The organism is Pseudarthrobacter sp. MEB009 (assembly GCF_030208875.1).
GTDB lineage: Bacteria > Actinomycetota > Actinomycetes > Actinomycetales > Micrococcaceae > Arthrobacter.
Map to the genome: position 1 here is coordinate 211,853 of NZ_JARVTC010000005.1, position 19,043 is coordinate 230,895.

Below are 19,043 nucleotides of genomic sequence, written 5' to 3' on the forward strand. Positions count from 1 at the left end.
CGTGTTCGCAGAGTGTTTGATGAGTGGCGCGGCATCAGTCTCATTGTGTCCCTACTGTCAACAATTTAGCGAATTCTTCGTAAGACTACGCGAACTGATCGTACTACGTCTTTGATAAAAGAAGTTAGAAAATATGCTACAAATCCGTAAACCGCAATTGCCAGAGTTCCGACGCCAATGGCGAGCCAAGAAGATTGCAATAGTGTCGACGCAGCAAGACCTATCGTAATAACTGGAACGACGCACAGCAAAATGGATGCGACTCCGTTCTTGGCAAGCGGGGCTACCTCTGTTTTGGTTGCTTTACCGCACCACCAAATGGAAATAATCCAATTTATAAAGTACCCCAGTGAGTGCCCTATCGCGACGCCAAGCGCGCCCCAGGGCAGGCCGGCCAACATTATAATGATAATAAGTGGCTGAGATAAAAGGTAAAATCTAAACTGCGCACCAGTCTTACTTTTTGCTAAAAATATCCAAAAAGTAATCTGATTTAATCCTCGAAAGACACCACCGACAGCCAGTGCCTGCAAGATCGGTGCCATTCCAATCCATGCACTTCCAAAAACAATATCGACCAACGGATAAGCGAACCCGCAAGCAACGCCATAAATGATGCCTAGGCCAACACCTCCGACTAACTGGCCCTGGAGTAGAAATCGTTGGAATCTCTCTCGGTCATCTACGATTCTGGTCAGAATAGGGACAGCAACTCGCGTCAGCGGCGCAGCCAGTTGGCTGAGCGGTAACATGAGCAGTTGGTACGCGCGGCCATAAACACCCAGCACCGAAGGTCCCCAGACGTACCCCAGTGAAAGATTGTCAACGTTTTTGGTTACATAAGCAACGGCCTGTGATCCGAAGACTCCGAGACCGAAACTTACGACTTCGCGGATGGAAGCGCGTCTCGAGGGCCATCCAGGCCACCATCCGGACATCGTACAAGCCATGATCGCGGCAACGAGGCTGGTAATGATCTGCTGAATAACTAGGACCCAGTAGTCGGCGCCAAAAATTGCCGCATAGGCCAGTGCGCCAATAAGGCCGGCAACAACCGGCGTGGTGTCAACAAATGCCAGTTTCTTAAACATCAATTTCTGATTAATGTGCGCTCGAAACTGAGTTGAAAAGCCAGAGAAGATGAATGTCAAAGACAGTGCAATAACAATTTCATGAAGCTTTGGCTGGGAAAATAAGGTGGCAACGGGGTTGGCAAGGAGATACCCGGCTCCAGCAAGAAAAATACCAAACATCGTGTTGATCCAAAAGAGATTGGACATTTGGCGGTGGGAGAGTGTTAGTGAGCGCGCGGAAGCCATCGACAGACCGAAGTCGCGGAAGAGTTCTCCCAAGGCGACCACGCTCATGACAATTGCCACGAGACCGAAGTCCTCGGGTGACAGTATCCGAGCCAAAACAACTGTCGATGCGAGTAGGACTGCAAGCCGAACTAGTTGACCCACAATGGTCGCGGATGCTCCTCTTACCGCCTGGCGACCAAGCTTTTGGCCATCGGAAGTGATCTCGTCAGTAGTCATTGAAGTCGTCCTATTCCGGTGCCCATGTTGGTTGACTCTTTTTAGAGGACCCGACAACTTATTTCTTGCCCGATTGCTGCTTAAGTTCTGCAGTCGTTGCCTGTAATTCGTGACGGGCAGCTTCAACAGCCGACGACAGATCCAGCCTTAGCTGACTAAGTTTTGCTTGATCAATAGGGGGGAGATCCGTTGCTGGTGCGCCTTCAAATTTCCCGACCCAGTCGAGATTCACGACTCGAAAGTGCCTCTGAATTTTGCCCTTCGACGATGGGATCCAACCGAGTGGGACCGCTCCCTCCGTTGCGGCAACGATCAGGCCATGCAGGCGATCGCCGACAACGACTGCCGTCTTGGAGTAGAGATTACGGGCCGCATCTTCCTGGACGGAGTGATCTTCCTGATTCCATGCGACTATGTCCGCCGACAGGGCTTCAGCGAGCTCAAGGGCCCGCTCGTTGTCCCGGCTGACTTGCACAACGATGGTGGGGCGCAGGCTATGCTGCGTGGCCAGTCCTCGAACCCACTTGATCCAGTCGGCTGAGGGCATCGGTCGATCTCCGCGAAGGACGATGGCGAGGCGGTCCCGGACTGACGGCAGAGCCCATTCCGCTACTGGTGTTCCCAGGGCAAATGCCCAGTCAGGGGCCGTCCCACGTTTCGCGACATGAATCTCCGAGATGTGGTCTCGCCACCGGACGTAGACACTGGAGAATGCAACTGCCTTGTAGGCAAGGACTAGCGCCGGATGAGTGTTCGGGACACCGGCCCCAACCCAGAGACCGCCACCGCCCCGAAACCGGCAGACGCCTACAAGGAGGGCCAATGAAGTAAGGCGCGCCGCGCCCCTCCTCGATACGGGAACCTCGCCGGCGTTCAGCGCAACAAATGTCCTCCGGTGGAGAGCGCTCCTCATAGCGCTCCAGTACCACGAAGTAAATGAATGGCGTTGGGAATCTCCGTCTGTCAACCCGAGCCCAGATACAAACCCGGGTGATGCAGGGCCGGTCCAGACACTGAGCGGGCCGATCTGTCGTAGAGCGTTTAGGTAGCCCCTTCGCAGGAGGGAATCCCCGATGTTGTCGTCCTGGCCCGTCGCCCAGACGTGAACGGCAGCTGCCCGTCGTCCGGCCTTACCGCGATCCTCGGACTCAGTTGCTGTCAAATCCACTCTGGTGTCCATTCCTAGTTTCGCTTCCACGGGCGTCCCTTCAACTTCGTAAGGGCAGTCAAAGGATTTTTAGCTATCCAAGCCAGAACTGTCCTGGCTGCGGAGAAACGTCGTCCGGACGACCAATGAGAGCGGGCCACGCGAACGAGTGCTGCCATTTCGCGCTCTCTGGGCGTCATAATTTCTATGGCGAGTCCAAGGTGACTCGCGTAATGTTGACGGATATTTTCTTTGGATTCAATAGCGTCAATGGCGGACACCACAGATTTCCCGCCGGCCAAGCTGTAGCGGCATGTTGGGTCATCGCGCACCGATATGGCGCCTACCATGGATAGACGAACGAGCATTTCGTAGTCCTCGGCGAAGCGGGGCTTCAGCGCCTGCGGTTCGATATTTTGAGATCTCTCATATGCAGCTCGACGGACGACTGCTGCACACGGTGGCCACGGGCCGTGGCCCACAACCAATAGGGATTCTGTGTGCACGGGACTAAATCGGACCGGGAAGGGTCGCTCTTCGCCAGTGGTAGTGAGCCCGACCACGGTGCCGGCTGCAACAGCGAGCGTTGGATCTTCGTCCATCAACTCCACGGAACGCTTTACCCCGGACGGTATAAGTTCGTCGTCGGCATCGAGGAATACGATGTATTCGGCTGATGCCGCCCTGGCTCCGACGCTCCTAGCCTGAGCGGCTCCAGAATTCGCCTGACGAATGCAGACAGCTCCCGCGCGCTCGGCCATATCTGCCGTTCCGTCGTCCGATCCGTCATCAACCACAATGATTTCTTCGGCACCGCTTTCCCGCGCCGAGAATATTGCCGTGCGGATTGTCTCCTGCGCTCGGAAAGCCGGAATCACGACGGCCAATCTCAAATGCTCAGGAGCATCAGGCGCATCTGGTGTTCTCAAGGCGTCGTCTCCTGAAGCCGTGCGGTATCGCGGATATCGCTAATGAGTTTGGCGCGCGCTGCGAGTGCTTGGTCTCGAGACTCTGCTAGACGAAGGTCGTATTGCCTACGGCGCTCAGGGTTGATCAACAAGTCGGAGACCAGAGCCTGGACGTGTTCAACGTCAAATGAGTTGACGTTGAACACGTATTCTGGAATGCCAAGATCGTCAAATGCACCGAAGCCTTTGCGCTCGTATGCCAGGTGAACGACCCAGTGGCCCGCGTTAATGGCCATGAGCGCGGCGTGTAAACGCACAGCAACGACAACTCGTCTTGGACCGTCCGCGCTCATTAGTTGGGCCCGAGGGAGCGTTGACAGGGGTTCGAGGGATGCCATCGCCGCTGTATCATCATTCCCAGCACCGCGGCTCTGGACGTAGCCATCGAATGCTGGCAGCGCGGCCGCTAGTCGTCGAACGGGATCGCTAATCGTCCCCCGGACTGCGCGGACACTTAGAACCGGTGTCGGAGTTACATCCACGTGATCACGAGGCTGCCGATGGCCGCTCATTATCGCGAGGTCGTGGATTCTCATGGTGTTATCGAGACCGAGCTCGCCGACGCTCCGGTCGTCCCTGAGGTATATTTTTCCGATTTTCCCCAGCAGGCTTCTCAACACCGGGAGACTTCCAAAGCGAAGTGGACCGATGCTTTGCGGAAGGTAAATTGAAGGCACTCGTGACATGCTGGCCCTCAGCAGCTGGTAGCCATGGGTCGCCAGCATTTTTACGGTCTCCATAGGATGACCCGCGCGAATGTATCCGCCACCAACCCCTACGACAAGGCTGAAAGACGAAATAGACCCTATAGCTGCTCTAAATTCTTGTGAGAACCCGCGTATGCTCGGCGCTGCGTTGATGATTCGGACTCCGGGAATGTCGAACGTTCCTGGGTGCAGTGCTGCCACTGTTATGTCCGGGCTGGGCAATGCCTCCCGGAGCAGCTCGACGGTCTCCTCAACGAGCAGGCCGTCTCCGGCGTTTGTAGCGCTGTAAGCATGGAGGACCAAGACTCTCATTTACTGGCCAATCGTTCGTAGGTTTCCAAGTGGCTGTCGATGCTCTTGGACCAAGTGAACTGAGAAGCCCAGGCTTGGCCTTCCGCCTTTACCGATTTCTGCCAGTCTTCGTCGGAAAGGGCTTGCTCAATACCGTGGGCTATACCGGCCGCGTCCAGGGATTCAATTTCCCACGCGGGTCCCGCGACTTCGGCAAGTGAACCCTTGCGCGAGGTTGCGACCGGCGCTCCAGCCGCCATCGCTTCGAGAACCGGAAAGCCGAACCCTTCATAAAGACTGGGAAATACGAATATGGAACACTTCTGCATTAGCGCGATTCGGTCTTCATTGCTGACGAACCCGACGTATGTGACATTTCTTGCTGCATCTATAGCCTGCATGACTTCGTCAAAATTCCACGCGGGCCTTCCGGCGATAACTAATTGAAGTCCAAGGGATAGCATTTCCGGGGTCTGGAAAGCTCGCACAAGCTCCAGAATATTTTTCCGCGGCTCTATATTTCCCAAGTAGAGGGCAAAATTCTCGGGTATTTTTGCAGAGGTGGTGCCTGAAAGTTGAGTGGAGGCGCTGAAAGTCGCGCTGTCGATCCCGTGGTGAATCACCTTGATTGAGTCTCGGGGGACGGCGAAAACCTCGGAAATGTCATCGGCGGAAGATTCGGAGACCGTGATGACTTCGTGGGTGTAATCTATGGCCTTCTTGACCCGAAAACGCCATTGGCTTTCTTGGCGAGGGTTTCTCGCAACCGACGTCCAGCGGCTAGCCACGCCGTGCACCGTCACCACGGACGGAACCCTGGATCGAATCAGGGGGCCCGTGTCCGCGGAGTAGTGCAGCACTGATGATGACCGAGGAATTAGCCCCCACGCAGTTTCCATCAACATGGTTGCAATCGGGTGAGGTCCGCTAGGTATAGCTCCGGTCTCAATGCCGCGCATCGAGAGTCCGCTTTGAAGCTCACGAGCATAAGTCGTGTTACCGCCGACGTGGCGATTGATAATTCTATCCGGAAATAGGACCTTCATTTATGCCCCCCTGGGTTCTGATAATTCCGACGGGTGCGCTTGCTGCCATGAACTGATGGTCTATTCAGGCGGCAGGATCAATCGGGTTGGTGTGGAAGTCCAAGTGCTCGAAGATATGAGTTTCCTGGGTGATGCCTCGCCGGATTTACCGCGCGATGACCTTGAGTCTCAACAGCGATCGCTACATACCTGGGCGTTCACCGTCCACGGACGAACACGGATTAATTGACTAGTTGTGGTCCGCAGGTACTCGAGGGAGAGTTCGTGCCGGCCGCCTAGACAGTTCTCTGTCAGAGGAAGAGTGATGCGACGGTGTGCTTTCAACTTTCGACTCAGGCCGGTCGGGATGAGTGTAGTAGCTGTAGGCGTAGGCATCGGGGCCCTTGACAGGAAGCCGGTTGAGTACGACGCCTAGGACATTGGCACCGACCATTTCGAGAGCGTTCAAGGACTTTTCCAAGTCGCGGCGATGTACTTTTTCTGTTCCGACGACCAACACCACACCGCCCACGTGCTGTGATAGGACCGCAGCATCTGTCACGGGAAGGAGCGGAGGAGCATCAATGATTACCGTGTCAAAGGCCTCTTCAAGGCTCTGCAAAAGATCGCTCATGCCTTGGGAGCCAAGTAGTTCGCTCGGGTTGGGAGGGATCTGGCCAGAGGTGAGCACGCAAAGGTTTGCGTCACCCCACAGCTGCAGTAGATCATTCAGGTCGGCATCCCCGACTAGTGCAGTCGTCAGACCGGCGTTTCTGTCCAGTCCTAAGTACTCGTTGATCATTGGTCGTCGTAGATCAGCGTCAACTAGGCAGACAGACTGCCCGGCTTGAGCTAGCGCAATGGCAAGGTTTGTAGCCGTGGTGCTCTTGCCTTCTCCAGGAAGCGATGAGGATACGAGAACTGACTTGGCCCGCCCTGAAACAAAAGCAAACTGAAGGTTTGTTCTAAGTTGGCGGAATGACTCGGCTCGGGGGCTTTGGTGCCGGGCCTGAGTTAGGAGCGGCCTTTTGGCGGCGTCCTGATCGAATGAGATTCCGCCAAGAAGGGGGGCGTCGGTGATTTCCCTAAGATCAGTCTCGCCGCGAACTCGGTCGTCCAATTTCGTCCTAAGAAGCGCTACCCCGATGCCAACTACAGCTCCAGAGAGAAGTCCTAGCAGCAGATTCAGCCGTGTGTTAGGCGCGGCCGGCGACGCGGGGGCCGCGGCGGGCGCGATGATTGAGAGGCCAACTGGAGACATCCCGCCCGTCTTTGGCCTCTCAAGCATTTCTACCGCTTTAACCAGGCTGTTCGCGATGGCTTCTGCGATGGCCGCGGCCTGGACAGGTGAGGTGTCTGCGACAGAGATAGTTATGAGGACCGTGTTGAGTTCCGTGCTGGCCTCGACTTTTCTAGCGAGTTCGTCGGAAGTAATGTCTAGACCAAGCGCATCTATGGCCGGTTGAAGCACCACAGGTGTCCGGATAGTTTTTACATATGATTGCACCCGGGCCTGGCTAAACGTATTGCCTTGCTGCATCTCTTGGACTGATCCGGAATTTTGAATGGCCACGAAAAGTTGCGTGTCTGCCTTGTACGTGGGCTGCACTAATACGGACGCGGCACCACCAGCAAGCAATCCGGCCAACGTCGCGGCCACAACTACGATCCAGTGGCGCCGCAATACGCGGAGATAGTCGTGAAGATCCAAGCCGGTTCCCCCTGTATAGATGCCTGGAGTCTGCCGACGGCATGCACCAGAACGGCAATATTCTTATGGTCATCCACATCATACCGTCAGGCTGTGACGGGCCACTGCCGTCTGGCCGCACGTTACTGACAATCGTAAAGTGGACATTTTTGTGTCTTACATCGAGTAGTACGTGGTTGGATACCCGTGGATCAAAATGCATTGGCAACGTGGACCTAGCGAGTGTCAACGTCCTCGAATATGAGGAACGTTTGTGTATCCAGTACGCCCGGCATCGACTGAAGTTGGTCGAAAATCACGCGGCGGAGGTCTACGTTATCGATTGCTCGGACCAACAGAATTACGTCAAAATCGCCGCCCACAAGTGCGATGTGGTGCACTTCCGGAATCGCGCGTAGTTGCTCACGAAGCTCGCGCCACGAATGTTGGCTCACTTTAAGCGTGACGTAGGCCGATGACTTTAGGCCTGCCTTGATTGGGTCCACCAACGCTGTGAACTTGGTGAGCACTCCCTCGCCGGTGAGCCTCCCGATTCGGGTATAGGCATGAGCGCGGGAGATATGCACCTTCTCTGCAACTTGGGTGACGGACATACGGCCGTCGTTGGTGAGTTCCGAAATGATCCTGCGGTCGATGTCGTCCAGAGCCGTAGGCTCAGCCACTGCATCCATTGCGGCCATTTCGTCCATTTCTCAAGCGTAGTTGTCCGGTGGTTCTTACAATTCGTCTACAAGACTAGGTCATATCGACGTAGTTCTCTATGATTTTTTCATTTGCTGGATACGAAACGCGCAAAAGGTCGATACTTGGGGTGATTACTGGCTACAGAAGGACGGACCAATGACGATCTCCGCAGACCATCCTCCACTGCATCCGACGCTTGAGCAGCCAACTGGGGACGCTGCCTCCGAAGCTGTACGTAAGTTCGGCATTACGGTGGAGGATTACATGCTCCCCGCTCGGCACCAGATCCAGATGGTGGACCCGGAGGGCCAGCTCAAAGCAGATACCGAACAGGGCACAGAACCAGGCCACGAGTACCCCGTACCGGGCGACGCGGAACTGATGGCAGCCTACGAGCAGCTCGTGATCGGGCGGCGTGTGAATGACCAGAACTCGGCGCTTGTCCGCCAAGGACGAATGGCAGTGTACCCGTCGAGCCATGGTCAGGAAGCCTGCCAAGTGGCAGCCGCACTATGCCTTGCCGACGGCGACTGGATGTTTCCCACCTACCGCGACTCCGTCGCGGTTATGGCCCGGGGCGTTGATCCCGTGCAGACCATGACCATCTTCCGCGGAGACTGGCACGGCGGCTACGACCCCGCCAAACACAAGGTGGGCATCCAATGCACACCCCTTACAACGCAGTTGTTGCATGCAGTCGGAGTTGCCCACGCGGCCAAGCTCCGTGGCGAGGACACCGTGGTTCTGGCAATGTGCGGCGACGGTGCCACTAGTGAGGGAGACTTCCATGAAGCCCTTAACTTCGCAGCCGTCTTCCACCTGCCAGTGGTGTTCTTCGTCCAGAACAATAAATACGCCATCTCGGTGCCGCTCGCGCATCAGTCCGTGGCGCCGTCGCTGGCGCACAAGGCTGTGGGCTATGGCATGGCGGGTGAACGCGTGGACGGCAACGACGTCGTCGCCCTCCTCGCTGTACTGGACCGTGCGGTCAAACTTGCCCGGGAAGGCTCCGGCCCACTCCTTGTGGAGGCACAGACCTACCGGATGCAGGCCCACACCAACGCCGACGACGCCACCCGCTACCGCGAGGACAGCGAGGTAGCCGAGTGGTTGGCCAAGGATCCGATCAGTCGGATGCGGATTTACCTCACCGATCGCGAGCTGCTGGACGATGATGGCGCGTCCCGGATCGCTGCCCACGCTGAGGAGATTGCCACCCAACTTCGTAGGGGCCTGGGCGAGGACGTCCCCGTGGACGCGCAGGACCTCTTCCGTCACGTGTTCGCTGTCCCCACAGCACAGCTGAAGGAACAGGCGGCCATGCTTGCTGACGAACTTGCCAGGGAAACATCAGCCGAGCAGGCAGCGAAATGAGCCCGACGGCAACCACCTCGTCCGAGGCCAACGGCAACGTCAGCGGAGGCACCGCAAGGGCTGCCGGCTCTGCCGCTGCGCCAGCGGATGTATTCGGTCGGCAATCCATCACTATGGCTAAAGCGTTGAACTCCGCCATGGCGGACGCCATGCGCGCTGATCCGTCCGTCCTGGTCTTCGGCGAGGACGTGGGCACGCTCGGCGGGGTCTTCCGTATCACCGATGGCCTCACCAGGGAGTTCGGTGAGCAACGTTGCTTCGATACGCCGCTGGCAGAGTCGGGGATTGTGGGCATGGCGGTGGGCATGGCGATCAATGGATTGCGCCCCGTGATCGAAATGCAGTTCGACGCGTTTGCCTACCCGGCGTTCGAACAGATCGTCAGCCATGTGGCCAAGATGCACAACCGCACCAGGGGTGCCCTCAAATTGCCAATGGTCATCCGCGTCCCCTATGCAGGGGGCATAGGGGGAGTGGAGCACCACTGCGACTCGTCCGAGTCCTACTACGCTCACACCGCGGGCCTAAAAGTCTTCACTCCCGCAACCGTTGAGGACGCCTACCGCATGCTCCGCGAAGCCATTGACTCAGACGACCCCGTCATGTTCATGGAGCCAAAGAAGCTCTACTGGTCCAAGGACATGGTCGATCTGGACGGAGTCCGAGACCAGTATTCCAAAGATGCAGAGTCTGGTGCGTCCTCGGAGGGGCGAGCTGCCGTCGCGCGGGCGGGCACAGATGCCACGCTCATCGCCTACGGGCCGTCGGTTCCGACCGCTTTAGCGGCCGCCGCTGCGGCAGCCGAGGAAGGACGGTCTCTGGAAGTGATTGACGTCCGCACGATTGTTCCCTTCGACGACGAAACCGTCTGTGCGTCAGTCCGCAAGACTGGCCGGGCCGTTGTGATCGCCGAAGCGCATGGATTCGCGTCTGTTTCCTCTGAGATTGTGGCCCGGGTCCAGGAGCGATGCTTTCATTACCTTGCCGCCCCAATCCGGCGGGTTACGGGATTCGACGTCCCGTACCCGGCTCCGAAGCTTGAGCACTACTACCTTCCCAGCGTAGACCGCATCCTCGACGCCGTAGACAACCTCCAGTGGGAGAACTGATCATGACTGAGATGAATGTATTTCTCCTTCCGGACCTGGGCGAGGGCCTCACCGAAGCGGAACTAGTTAACTGGCTCGTGTCCGTTGGAGATGAGATCCGGGTGGACCAGCCCATCGCCGAAGTGGAAACCGCAAAATCCGTTGTAGAGGTGCCGTCGCCTTATGCCGGTACCGTAGCCGTACTCCACGGGGAACCCGGTCAGACGCTGGATGTCGGCAAGCCGCTCATATCGGTTTCGCCCGGCGGCGCTGCGTCCTTAAAGCCAGCAGAAGCGGAAGCCAATACCTACCGCGAAGAAGAAATGGCGGGGTCGGGAAACGTGCTTATCGGATACGGCACTCCGGGCGGACAGGGCGTCGCCCGGCGGACCCGAGTTTGGAGGCCTGCCGCTGTCGCCCCACATAAATCCTTCCCGACGGCCTCGGCGACGGACAGTATCAAAGCTGCGGATGTTGACCTATCTCTTCTGCGCTCGCGGGTACCAGGAAAACTCGGCGCGGTTATTTCTCCGCTCGTTAGGCGGATGGCCCGGGAACACGGTGTGGACCTTGGCGAGATCCATGGGTCGGGAGACAGCGGGCTGATCATGCGTAAGGATGTCGAAGCAGCAATCAGGATCCCGAAGTCGGTCTCGACTGAGCCCAGAACCGACGGCACGGAGTTGGGATCTGTCGAGGTCCAAAGCAATGTGGACACGAGAACGGGTCTCGGCATCACATCCCGGACACCGGTCAGGGGAGTCCGCAAGGCTGTCTCCGCGAATATGACCCGCAGCCGGTCTGAGATACCCGAAGCCACGGTATGGGTGGACGTTGATGCAACCGCCCTCGTGGAGCTTCGCGACGGGCTCAAGGGGAGCGGAAGTCATGCACCTGGCTTGTTGGCTTTCATCGCCCGCTTTGTCACGGCGGGCCTGAAGAAGTATCCCGAACTGAACACGCGGATTGAGACTGCGGGCGACGGATCTCAAGAGATCGTGGCGTTCGAGGGGATCAACCTCGGATTCGCCGCGCAGACCGACCGCGGACTCGTGGTCCCCTCGATTCGTGCAGCAGAGAAACTCAGCGCACGCGAATTGGACGTGGAGATTCGGCGGCTCACGGACGTTGTCCGAGAGGGCAAGGCGAGTCCCAACGAGCTTGGGAGCGGTACGTTTACCGTGAACAACTACGGCGTGTTCGGCGTCGACGGCTCTGCCGCGATCATTAACCACCCCGAAGTGGCGATACTTGGCATCGGCCGGATCATCGACAAGCCGTGGGTATTCAACGGTGAATTGGCCGTACGGAAGGTCACGGAGTTGACACTGACCTTCGATCACCGGGTATGTGACGGCGGGACTGCCGGTGGGTTCTTGAGGTTCGTCGCGGACACCCTAGAGAGTCCGGAGATAGCCCTATGCGATCTGTGACTTCGTGTGATCGCCCGGCCGTGTTCAATCCGGTCAGGGTCTCTGGGCTGACCCAGTCCTGACGGTAAATCGGGCGGAGGTCAAACAGTTTCCCTCAGGGTGAAGTGGAGCATCACGGTTGCAGATAGCCTGGACTTATATACGGTGCATCACTTGTCTGACCCATGACGAACGCTTGATCGTTTGCGGCGCTTTCAATGCCGATCATTTCCCTGAACGCATCGTCGTCTGCCGTATCTGAACCTCGGACGGCGGTTTTCTTCGGGAGGTCGGTGACGAGCCAAGAGTTGCAAACTTCCCACTGCGTTGCTGGCGAGCGGTTCGACAGCAAGAAAGTGGTGCCGGCGTCGACGATTTCTGTATTGAGCATCGTGATTCTTCCAACGGGTTTGCCGCTGGTAGTATCCGCTGCATTCTCGATTCCCTTTCCGGCTCTCCCGGCTATAAGGGTTCCATGAGACAGGCGGAGGTGGCCAACGCCGTTGCCCCAAGTCTGAATACAATCGGGATGCCCGTCCGTCCAACCGACTGGGTCATGGTTGGTCACGGGGCCAATTCGAAAGTTCTGCAGCGTCACCGTGGTGCTGGCTGAACCCCTGATGCGAATTCCATCATTTAGAAAACCGTCCGCTTGGAACCCCTCGATGTGTACAGCTCCTGTCTGCGATCTTAGAGACAACGCACTTCTTGAGTATTCGCCGAGATAAATCGGTGATCCCACTCGATGCAGGGAGTCGGACGATATTTTGGAATCCAAGAAATACCCTGCTCGTCGGGCAGAGACGATAAATGAGTTGGAAGTCCGACTCGTGTACGTCATCAGTTCTCCATCGCAGCGTAGCTGGCCCGAGGGCGGAAACCCTGCAGTAGTAGTTACTTTTATGACGGTATCTTCCCTGCCAACTTCCGCGGCAACGCTCGCCATTGGGCTGCGTTCCCCTATGAAGTGAGCGCCGATCATCACCACATTCCTGCCTCCCACAATGGTGACCATTGCGTCGGCGTAACGTCCGAAAGGAGCCTCGGCCGCAAAGCGGACTGGGTGGGTTGCACGTAACAATAGGTCTTCTCCGTCGGCAAGTTCCACATACCTTGTCGATGGGTCAGATGTCACTTCGATAATCCTCGGACTCTCCAGCTTTGGAGGTGTCCAGGGAAGGAGCGGCGAACTGATGGAACGTCGTGAGATCCGTCGGATACCGGTCATGATTCCCGGACCCAGATGAGCGGAGCGCTGTGTGCCACAGACATGCCGGTCATCGTAGGTCCAACCGGGAATGACGAAGACTTCACCATCGCCTCAGCCAGCGGCATTGCCGTTCCAAACGCGTCCCCCAGCACGATTGCGTGTAGCAAAGAAGCCGCGGATTGAGCAGACAGGAATGGATAATAGGCGGCGCCCGATTGGAGCATGGTGTCCGGAATGGAAACGTTTTTGGTGCCCCCGGAATTTAGTTTCCCACGTATGGCACCGGAGCTCACTAGCCGGGTACCTGCTGAATCTATGATCCCTACCTCAATTGGGTCATCAGAACTGGAAGGTGACATTACCCTGAAGCCCATGCTTTTTATGATCATTGGCCTGGAAGGACAAATCCTTGCTGCGTAACAGGTATTTGGAACGAGTGCTGCAACCGTAGAACCTATGGGTCTTGCCGGTCCCATGAGCCCACCTTGACCGTTATCGCGGTCGATACTAAGAACGGTATCTTCTGTGAGGACGGTGTCGGGAACGCCCATGGTGGCAATAGTCCAAACATTCCCACCAATATGCCGGACGCGTACGCGTCCGCGCTTGGGTACTGTTCGGTCCCCGACAAGAATGCCATTAGAGCTGCTTGAGGCGTGTGGCGTGCCTAGCCAGAATCCGCCGGGATGGTCGCCGTCAAAGTAGGGGCTTAGGGGTCCCGCAGATTTTGCAATCATCACCTGGGTTATATCAAGTGTCTGACCTGCCGCCGACGCGGACGAGTACACGAATAGTTGAAGTCCGTCGCATCCCACTGGGACGGAAAGACCAACAACATTTCTAACGCCGTTTCCCGAACGAGCCGGTTGCGGTGCTTTAGCAATGACGCTTGCGCCGGTAGTGAAGGCGATCTCGAAACGAGCGTTCGTCGTGGCCGAACTGTGAGACATCCACATACGACCGGAAATCTGATCACCAGGGCGAAGCCCTACATCCTTGAGTTTCACTACTTGGCTGTACATGCCAAAGGCGCCGCTTGGACTGGCGCTGGTGGCCTTGGATCGAGTAACACTGTAGCCGTCGGGTCCCGCGCCAGCCACGCTCGATGTTGCACCAGCCCGGCCGTACCAGATGCCCAGTGCACCGACTTCGGAGTCGGGATACGGCCATAAGTTCTCGGTGGGAGGCTTCAGCCTAACCCGTCCCGTTCCCGCGGAGACAACATCAACTTCACTTCCAGCCTGTATTCCTGCTCCGGACGCCAGGGGGACCGTTATGGTGTGATCGGCCGCATCGGTGAACGTGAGCACCTTGCCCGCGTCCACGGGTGTGAGCGTTGTGTCTGTCGTCAAAGAAACTCCAGACGGTCTTCCTACAGCGTCCGCAAGCTGCTCCGTTGTTGCGTAGGTATCGGTCGGCACGACTGATGGTGTTTGCACGGTGGCATTGGCTGGCTTGGCAGCTAAAGCCGTTATGGCCGATGCCCCACTAGCAGCCGTCGCTAGAGTCCCGAATCGAAGGATGCGCCGGCGGGCTACGCCATTGACTAAGGCCACTGGAATATCACGGTTTTCTGTCACGACTGTCGCCTCGGATTGGACGTGCAACCGAACGTTGTTTTTATCGCATTCATGGTAGGACCTGCAAGAGTCCGCATAGATAATCCGGCGTTCATGCCGAGGATTGGATGCTTCGCAAACGTTGTAACCCGCAGGGAGCTGCCGCGGTGATCATCTGTTCTGGTTGCCAACATGGCCAAAGACTAATCAGCGAAATAGATGCGATCCCCAGTATGTACTACGTGCTTTTCATCGCTCATATTCAGTGGACTACTCGGGCCTACCCATGTTTCGTAGTGTGCTTCGCAAAGAAACCCAAGTAGTACTGACCGCCGTCCGGTGTTTATCTTCGGTTTCTTGGCTTCAAGAGGAGATGTAGTTGCGTCGATACCCTCTCGCCCGAAGCGGGGCGCGGTTCGCCCTAGCATATGCATCTTCCCGTTGTACCCATGGCATTTTCTAAGCATTGTTCTTGCTCAGTCACTGATCCCCAATTGGGATTGGACGTTCTACCGTGGCACCGGGCGGATTGACGACGGAGTTGAGCGGGAATCGCCTTTCGCTTCCACTGAATGCCGATGTGCTGCTGGCACAGTGAGGAAAGCTTGTCCACCTCAAGGCAAGGCTCCGTCAGCTCAAGGCGGGCTTATCCGAGTGTTCGAAGCACTGGACAGTAGCCACCAGCGAGCTGCTGTCGTCGGCCGTCCGGTACATGGTCACGTGGTTGGTGGTCGTGCCGCACGCGGCGCAAAATGTCTTGTGCTGTTTTGTACCCATAGCCAGATACTACGCAGGCATGCGTTTCATCAGGGGAAACAATGCGGGACGCGACTGCGAGCCGGTTGCGGCCGAAGGACTCCTACGGTGCTCGCCCTCCGGGAGGGGTGGATGTTGTACTTCAGGTTTCGTGGTGGCTGGCGCAGCTGGCGTGAGCGCGCACACGAATCGTCGTGGTTCCGTGCCGTTCCGTCGCGGACGTCGTGCTGCTCCGCCGCGAACTCGAAGCCATCGGTATCAGCGCTGTGCTGGTCGCTGACTCTGCCGGCCACTCCGCCGTGGGCTGTCGGTTTCGCTGGTCGCGCGCCTGCGTTCATGCCTCCGTGGATGAAATACCTGCGAACATCAGTGCGTGCCTTTAGGTCACGTGTTGTAATCAGCCTTAAGAACCAGTCCTAAACCCAAGTCTGGTCGCCGTGCCTCACAGACATCTTGCGGTCCCAAGGCTTGCTGCTGAAGGAGCGATACTCCATCGGCTAGTCGTCCCTCAACTCCAACACATAGCTCTCCAGTCAGCGGACCAACCGACGATGAAGCCCCACCGGCCGTGGCTTCGTGATTCCCCATGCACCACATCCTGCGCAGGACGTCGGCATGTCCGCTGGCTGCGGTCCGCGGGGCCAGCGGCGGCCGCGTCCCCGCCGTCGTACCCGCTCCGCCTCCCGGAAACTCCAAGGCTCCATGGTTAGAATCGACGCCAGACGAACGCAAACTGATTTGCCGGAGGTACGGAGAAACAATGTCGGAATGGCTCGAAGTCGGCGCGGACAACTATGTGCTGGTCACCGAAGGATCCCTGCTAAACACCGGACTGATTGTGGGATCCGAGCGGGCCATGGTGATCGACACCGGTTGCGGGCCGCGGCAGGGGCGGGAGATCCTGGACGCGGTCCGGGAGAAGACCCAGCTGCCGCTCGTTGTCGTCAACACCCACGCCCATTACGACCATTTTTTCGGCAACGCGGTGTTCGCGGCAGAGGGCGTTACCGAATTTTGGGCGCATGAGAACTGCGCCAAGGAGATCGACGAACGCGGGGACCTGCAGCGCCGTTTCGTGGGCACCCTGGAACCGGAAATGTCCACCGGCGAGGGCGCCAACGTGGAACTTGTAGTGCCCAACGCCATTGTCCGCGACCAGCCGGTGCTGGTGGACCTCGGCGGGACCACGGCCACCCTCTTCTACCTGGGCCGTGGCCACACCGACGGCGACCTCCTGGTAGGCACGACCACCACCCTCTACGTCGGCGACCTCGTGGAGCAGGGCGCGCACCCGTCCTTCGAGGACGCCTTTCCGGAGGAATGGGCCGATTCCCTCCGCCACATCTTTGCGTTGCGGCTGCGCTACGAATTCTTGATCCCTGGGCACGGCCAGCCCTGCAGCGACCAGTTCGTGAAGACCATGGCCAACACCATGACCACGGCCGTGCGCCAGGCAACCCAGTCCATCAGGGATACTCCGTCCGACGCCACCAAGGCCATCCCCGTGCTGCCCTACGGACCGGAACAGTCCCGCTGGTTCATCAAGCGGCTGCAGGACATCCGCCGCGAGTCCTGAAGGCTGGGGTGAATCCTCTGGTGCGCGTGCCCGCGACTTGGCATAGCCGTTCCTTGACACGATTTGTCAATCCTCAGGGTGCATGGTTAAGTCGCAACAGAGAAAGCACCCTTAGTAGTGGAGGTTCACGTGGCTTTATCCGACTATGCCTTGGCTCTGTTCGCTCTGCTCGGGACACTACTGGTGCCGTTCGTTATCCTTCATCAGATGCTGCGGATCAAGCGCCGTGCCGTCCGCGTCTCCAGTCCACTCGACTACAGAGGTAACCGCCGTTAGTCATGCCGTACGTTGACATTAATCCGCATAAACGCCGCCCACGCTGGGTGTCGTACACGACCTTGGCCGTCCTGCTTGTCCTTACTGCAGCAGTCGTAGCGGCAGCGCTTTACCGGCTCTAAAGTTGCTGCCGCCCCAAACCGCTTAGACTTACTCACTGAACCAAGTGCTGCAGTAATTCTTGCCAACGTTTTGGGGGACCCGACATGCCCGATCCGGCGGATCAGAACGCACGCGCCCATGTAGAACATGCAGGGCAGCCGTCGCCGCGCCGTCGCCGAGACCTCCGTCGCGGCGACAGTAGGCCGACGGATGCCCGGACAGGAACCATGCCAGCCGCCACACCGGACCCCGCAAGCCAAGCCAACTCCAAGCCGCAAAGCAGGCGGACCTCGTGGGCGGAAGCGGCAGCAGCAGCCGACGCGGCCAAACCGTCTACCACTGTGCCGGCGCCAACCCGCCGACCAGCATCTGCTGGGTTTGTTGAACCGACCATCACCACTGCAACTCCCGGTGAAGCCGACGAGGCCAACGCGGCTCGACCCGAAACCCCCTCGTTCCGCCGTGCCCGGCCGACCGTGGCGGAGACCATTGCCGGCAGCCCGATGCCAGACTTCATCAGCTCGCCGGGCCTCTTCGTCAAAGAGCAGAAGCCCCGGCCCGTGGGTGGAGTACGGGGCGCAATCTATGCGATGACGGGTGGATCCTGGAACCTGGGTCCCGGATCAAAACAGCGCCAGGAAGATGAGCTGGCCAAGCGGATCTCCCGCCAGCTGCAGGGCAGCTACAACACGGCTGTCCTCAGCCTCAAGGGCGGCATCGGCAAAACGTCCACCACAGTTGGGGTCGGGCTGACACTGGCGGAATACCGGGGCGACGCGCCTTGTGCCATCGACGCCAATCCCGATTCCGGCGACTTGGTGGAGCGAGCCCTGGGTGAGGGCCTCTACCAGCAGTCCAGCCCACGGACCATCTCTGATCTGCTGGAGAACATCGATTCAGTGGATTCCCTGACATCGCTGGCCCGGTACATGCATCACGCCGGCAGGCTGCACCTGATCGCCGGCGAACAGGATCCGGAGGTTTCGGACTCCCTGACCGCGGCGGAGTACCTGCGCATCAGGAAGCTCATCTCCAACTACTACTCGGTTGCCCTGACCGACTGCGGGACGGGCGTAACCCACAACGCGATGAGCGGCATCCTGCAGTCCGCCGACAACCTGGTGATCGCTGCAGGGTACGCGGTCAGCGGCGCCAAGCGCGCCCGGAGCACCCTCCACTGGTTGGCCAGCCACGGCTACGCGGAACTTGCAAGGAACGCCATTGTGGTAATCACCGATAAGGACGAAGTGTCGTCTCGCGTGGACAAGGACGCCATCGAGGAGCACCTGGCCGGAATCTGCCGGGAACTTATTGCCGTCCCGCACGACCGCGGAGTGGCTGACGGCGACCTGGTCACTTTGGACGTTCTGAAGCCGGAAACGAAGCGCGCGTACAAGGAAATCGCAGCGGCGATTGTGGACGGATACCGATAAGCAGGCCAACCTCCGATGGCAGGTTCCCCAATCGATGTGACCTGAGTTTTGGGGAACCTGCGCCATTCTTGAGTTAATCTCCTCCCTTACCCGTACCTTGCCCTGAGCTTCGCCCCATAGCTTGACGTCATCACCAATCGGACGGAGCGGGGCAATGGACATCACCGAATACGCAATGGCACTGGG

Annotated in this window: 14 protein-coding genes; 5 read left to right on the top strand and 9 right to left on the bottom strand. The window is 58.2% G+C overall.

Annotated features, from left to right (window positions below):
- Positions 1 to 65: 65 nt before the first annotated feature.
- From QRN07_RS04720 to QRN07_RS04750, 7 genes are all read right to left on the bottom strand, one after another.
- Positions 66 to 1,538 carry a lipopolysaccharide biosynthesis protein gene (locus tag QRN07_RS04720; protein WP_285240463.1) on the bottom strand — a complete coding sequence of 491 codons (1,473 nt, stop codon included), beginning with the start codon at positions 1,536 to 1,538 and terminating at the stop codon, positions 66 to 68.
- A gap of 58 nt (positions 1,539 to 1,596) precedes the next feature.
- Positions 1,597 to 2,085 carry a glycosyltransferase family protein gene (locus QRN07_RS04725; protein WP_285240464.1) on the bottom strand — a complete coding sequence of 163 codons (489 nt, stop codon included), beginning with the start codon at positions 2,083 to 2,085 and terminating at the stop codon, positions 1,597 to 1,599.
- A gap of 635 nt (positions 2,086 to 2,720) precedes the next feature.
- Positions 2,721 to 3,614, bottom strand: a complete 894-nt coding sequence (locus QRN07_RS04730; protein ID WP_285240465.1) for a glycosyltransferase family 2 protein — start codon at positions 3,612 to 3,614, stop codon at positions 2,721 to 2,723.
- Entirely contained in the window at positions 3,611 to 4,672 is a 1,062-nt protein-coding gene (locus QRN07_RS04735; protein WP_285240466.1) for a polysaccharide pyruvyl transferase family protein, read from the bottom strand. The genes QRN07_RS04730 and QRN07_RS04735 overlap by 4 nt, the downstream gene beginning before the upstream one ends.
- The gene (locus tag QRN07_RS04740) at positions 4,669 to 5,697 is read right to left on the bottom strand and encodes a glycosyltransferase family 4 protein (RefSeq protein WP_350224279.1); all 1,029 of its coding nucleotides are present in this window, start codon (positions 5,695 to 5,697) and stop codon (positions 4,669 to 4,671) included. Before QRN07_RS04740 ends, QRN07_RS04735 begins: the two co-directional genes overlap by 4 nt.
- A gap of 229 nt (positions 5,698 to 5,926) precedes the next feature.
- Entirely contained in the window at positions 5,927 to 7,387 is a 1,461-nt protein-coding gene (locus QRN07_RS04745; RefSeq protein ID WP_285240467.1) for a tyrosine-protein kinase domain-containing protein, read from the bottom strand.
- Between the two features lie 215 nt (positions 7,388 to 7,602).
- A complete protein-coding gene (locus QRN07_RS04750; RefSeq protein ID WP_285240493.1) occupies positions 7,603 to 8,067 on the bottom strand; it encodes an Lrp/AsnC family transcriptional regulator in 465 nt (154 codons plus the stop codon).
- Between the two features lie 160 nt (positions 8,068 to 8,227).
- On the opposite strand from QRN07_RS04750, the gene QRN07_RS04755 reads away from it, so the two are divergent.
- From QRN07_RS04755 to QRN07_RS04765, 3 genes are read left to right on the top strand one after another with little or no spacing between them, the layout of a single operon-like run.
- A complete protein-coding gene (locus tag QRN07_RS04755) occupies positions 8,228 to 9,445 on the top strand; it encodes a thiamine pyrophosphate-dependent enzyme (RefSeq protein ID WP_285240468.1) in 1,218 nt (405 codons plus the stop codon).
- Entirely contained in the window at positions 9,442 to 10,554 is a 1,113-nt protein-coding gene (locus QRN07_RS04760) for an alpha-ketoacid dehydrogenase subunit beta (protein WP_285240469.1), read from the top strand. The genes QRN07_RS04755 and QRN07_RS04760 overlap by 4 nt, the downstream gene beginning before the upstream one ends.
- A 2-nt stretch (positions 10,555 to 10,556) precedes the next feature.
- Positions 10,557 to 11,966, top strand: coding sequence for a dihydrolipoamide acetyltransferase family protein (locus QRN07_RS04765; RefSeq protein ID WP_285240470.1), 1,410 nt, complete (start codon positions 10,557 to 10,559; stop codon positions 11,964 to 11,966).
- Between the two features lie 112 nt (positions 11,967 to 12,078).
- Here the strand turns inward: QRN07_RS04765 and QRN07_RS04770 are convergent, their stop codons facing one another.
- Together QRN07_RS04770 and QRN07_RS04775 are read right to left on the bottom strand one after the other, a co-directional pair.
- A complete protein-coding gene (locus tag QRN07_RS04770; RefSeq protein ID WP_285240471.1) occupies positions 12,079 to 13,080 on the bottom strand; it encodes a hypothetical protein in 1,002 nt (333 codons plus the stop codon).
- A gap of 2,264 nt (positions 13,081 to 15,344) precedes the next feature.
- Entirely contained in the window at positions 15,345 to 15,491 is a 147-nt protein-coding gene (locus QRN07_RS04775) for a hypothetical protein (RefSeq protein ID WP_285240472.1), read from the bottom strand.
- A 739-nt stretch (positions 15,492 to 16,230) separates the two neighbouring features.
- Here QRN07_RS04775 and QRN07_RS04780 point away from each other — a divergent pair.
- The gene (locus tag QRN07_RS04780; protein WP_285240473.1) at positions 16,231 to 17,046 is read left to right on the top strand and encodes an MBL fold metallo-hydrolase; all 816 of its coding nucleotides are present in this window, start codon (positions 16,231 to 16,233) and stop codon (positions 17,044 to 17,046) included.
- Positions 17,047 to 17,651: 605 nt separating this feature from the next.
- Positions 17,652 to 18,857 (top strand): MinD/ParA family ATP-binding protein, encoded by a 1,206-nt coding sequence (locus tag QRN07_RS04785; protein WP_285240474.1) that lies wholly within the window; start codon positions 17,652 to 17,654, stop codon positions 18,855 to 18,857.
- Positions 18,858 to 19,043 lie beyond the last annotated feature (186 nt).

Bases quoted from the DNA above. Each gene is read 5' to 3' on its own strand.
- QRN07_RS04720 (WP_285240463.1), bottom strand. From the start codon at position 1,538: ATGACTACTGACGAGATCACTTCCGATGGCCAAAAGCTTGGTCGCCAG.
- QRN07_RS04725 (WP_285240464.1), bottom strand. From the start codon at position 2,085: ATGCCCTCAGCCGACTGGATCAAGTGGGTTCGAGGACTGGCCACGCAG.
- QRN07_RS04735 (WP_285240466.1), bottom strand. From the start codon at position 4,672: ATGAGAGTCTTGGTCCTCCATGCTTACAGCGCTACAAACGCCGGAGAC.
- QRN07_RS04740 (WP_350224279.1), bottom strand. From the start codon at position 5,697: ATGAAGGTCCTATTTCCGGATAGAATTATCAATCGCCACGTCGGCGGT.
- QRN07_RS04750 (WP_285240493.1), bottom strand. From the start codon at position 8,067: ATGGCCGCAATGGATGCAGTGGCTGAGCCTACGGCTCTGGACGACATC.
- QRN07_RS04755 (WP_285240468.1), top strand. From the start codon at position 8,228: ATGACGATCTCCGCAGACCATCCTCCACTGCATCCGACGCTTGAGCAG.
- QRN07_RS04760 (WP_285240469.1), top strand. From the start codon at position 9,442: ATGAGCCCGACGGCAACCACCTCGTCCGAGGCCAACGGCAACGTCAGC.
- QRN07_RS04765 (WP_285240470.1), top strand. From the start codon at position 10,557: ATGACTGAGATGAATGTATTTCTCCTTCCGGACCTGGGCGAGGGCCTC.
- QRN07_RS04775 (WP_285240472.1), bottom strand. From the start codon at position 15,491: ATGGGTACAAAACAGCACAAGACATTTTGCGCCGCGTGCGGCACGACC.
- QRN07_RS04780 (WP_285240473.1), top strand. From the start codon at position 16,231: ATGTCGGAATGGCTCGAAGTCGGCGCGGACAACTATGTGCTGGTCACC.
- QRN07_RS04785 (WP_285240474.1), top strand. From the start codon at position 17,652: ATGCCAGCCGCCACACCGGACCCCGCAAGCCAAGCCAACTCCAAGCCG.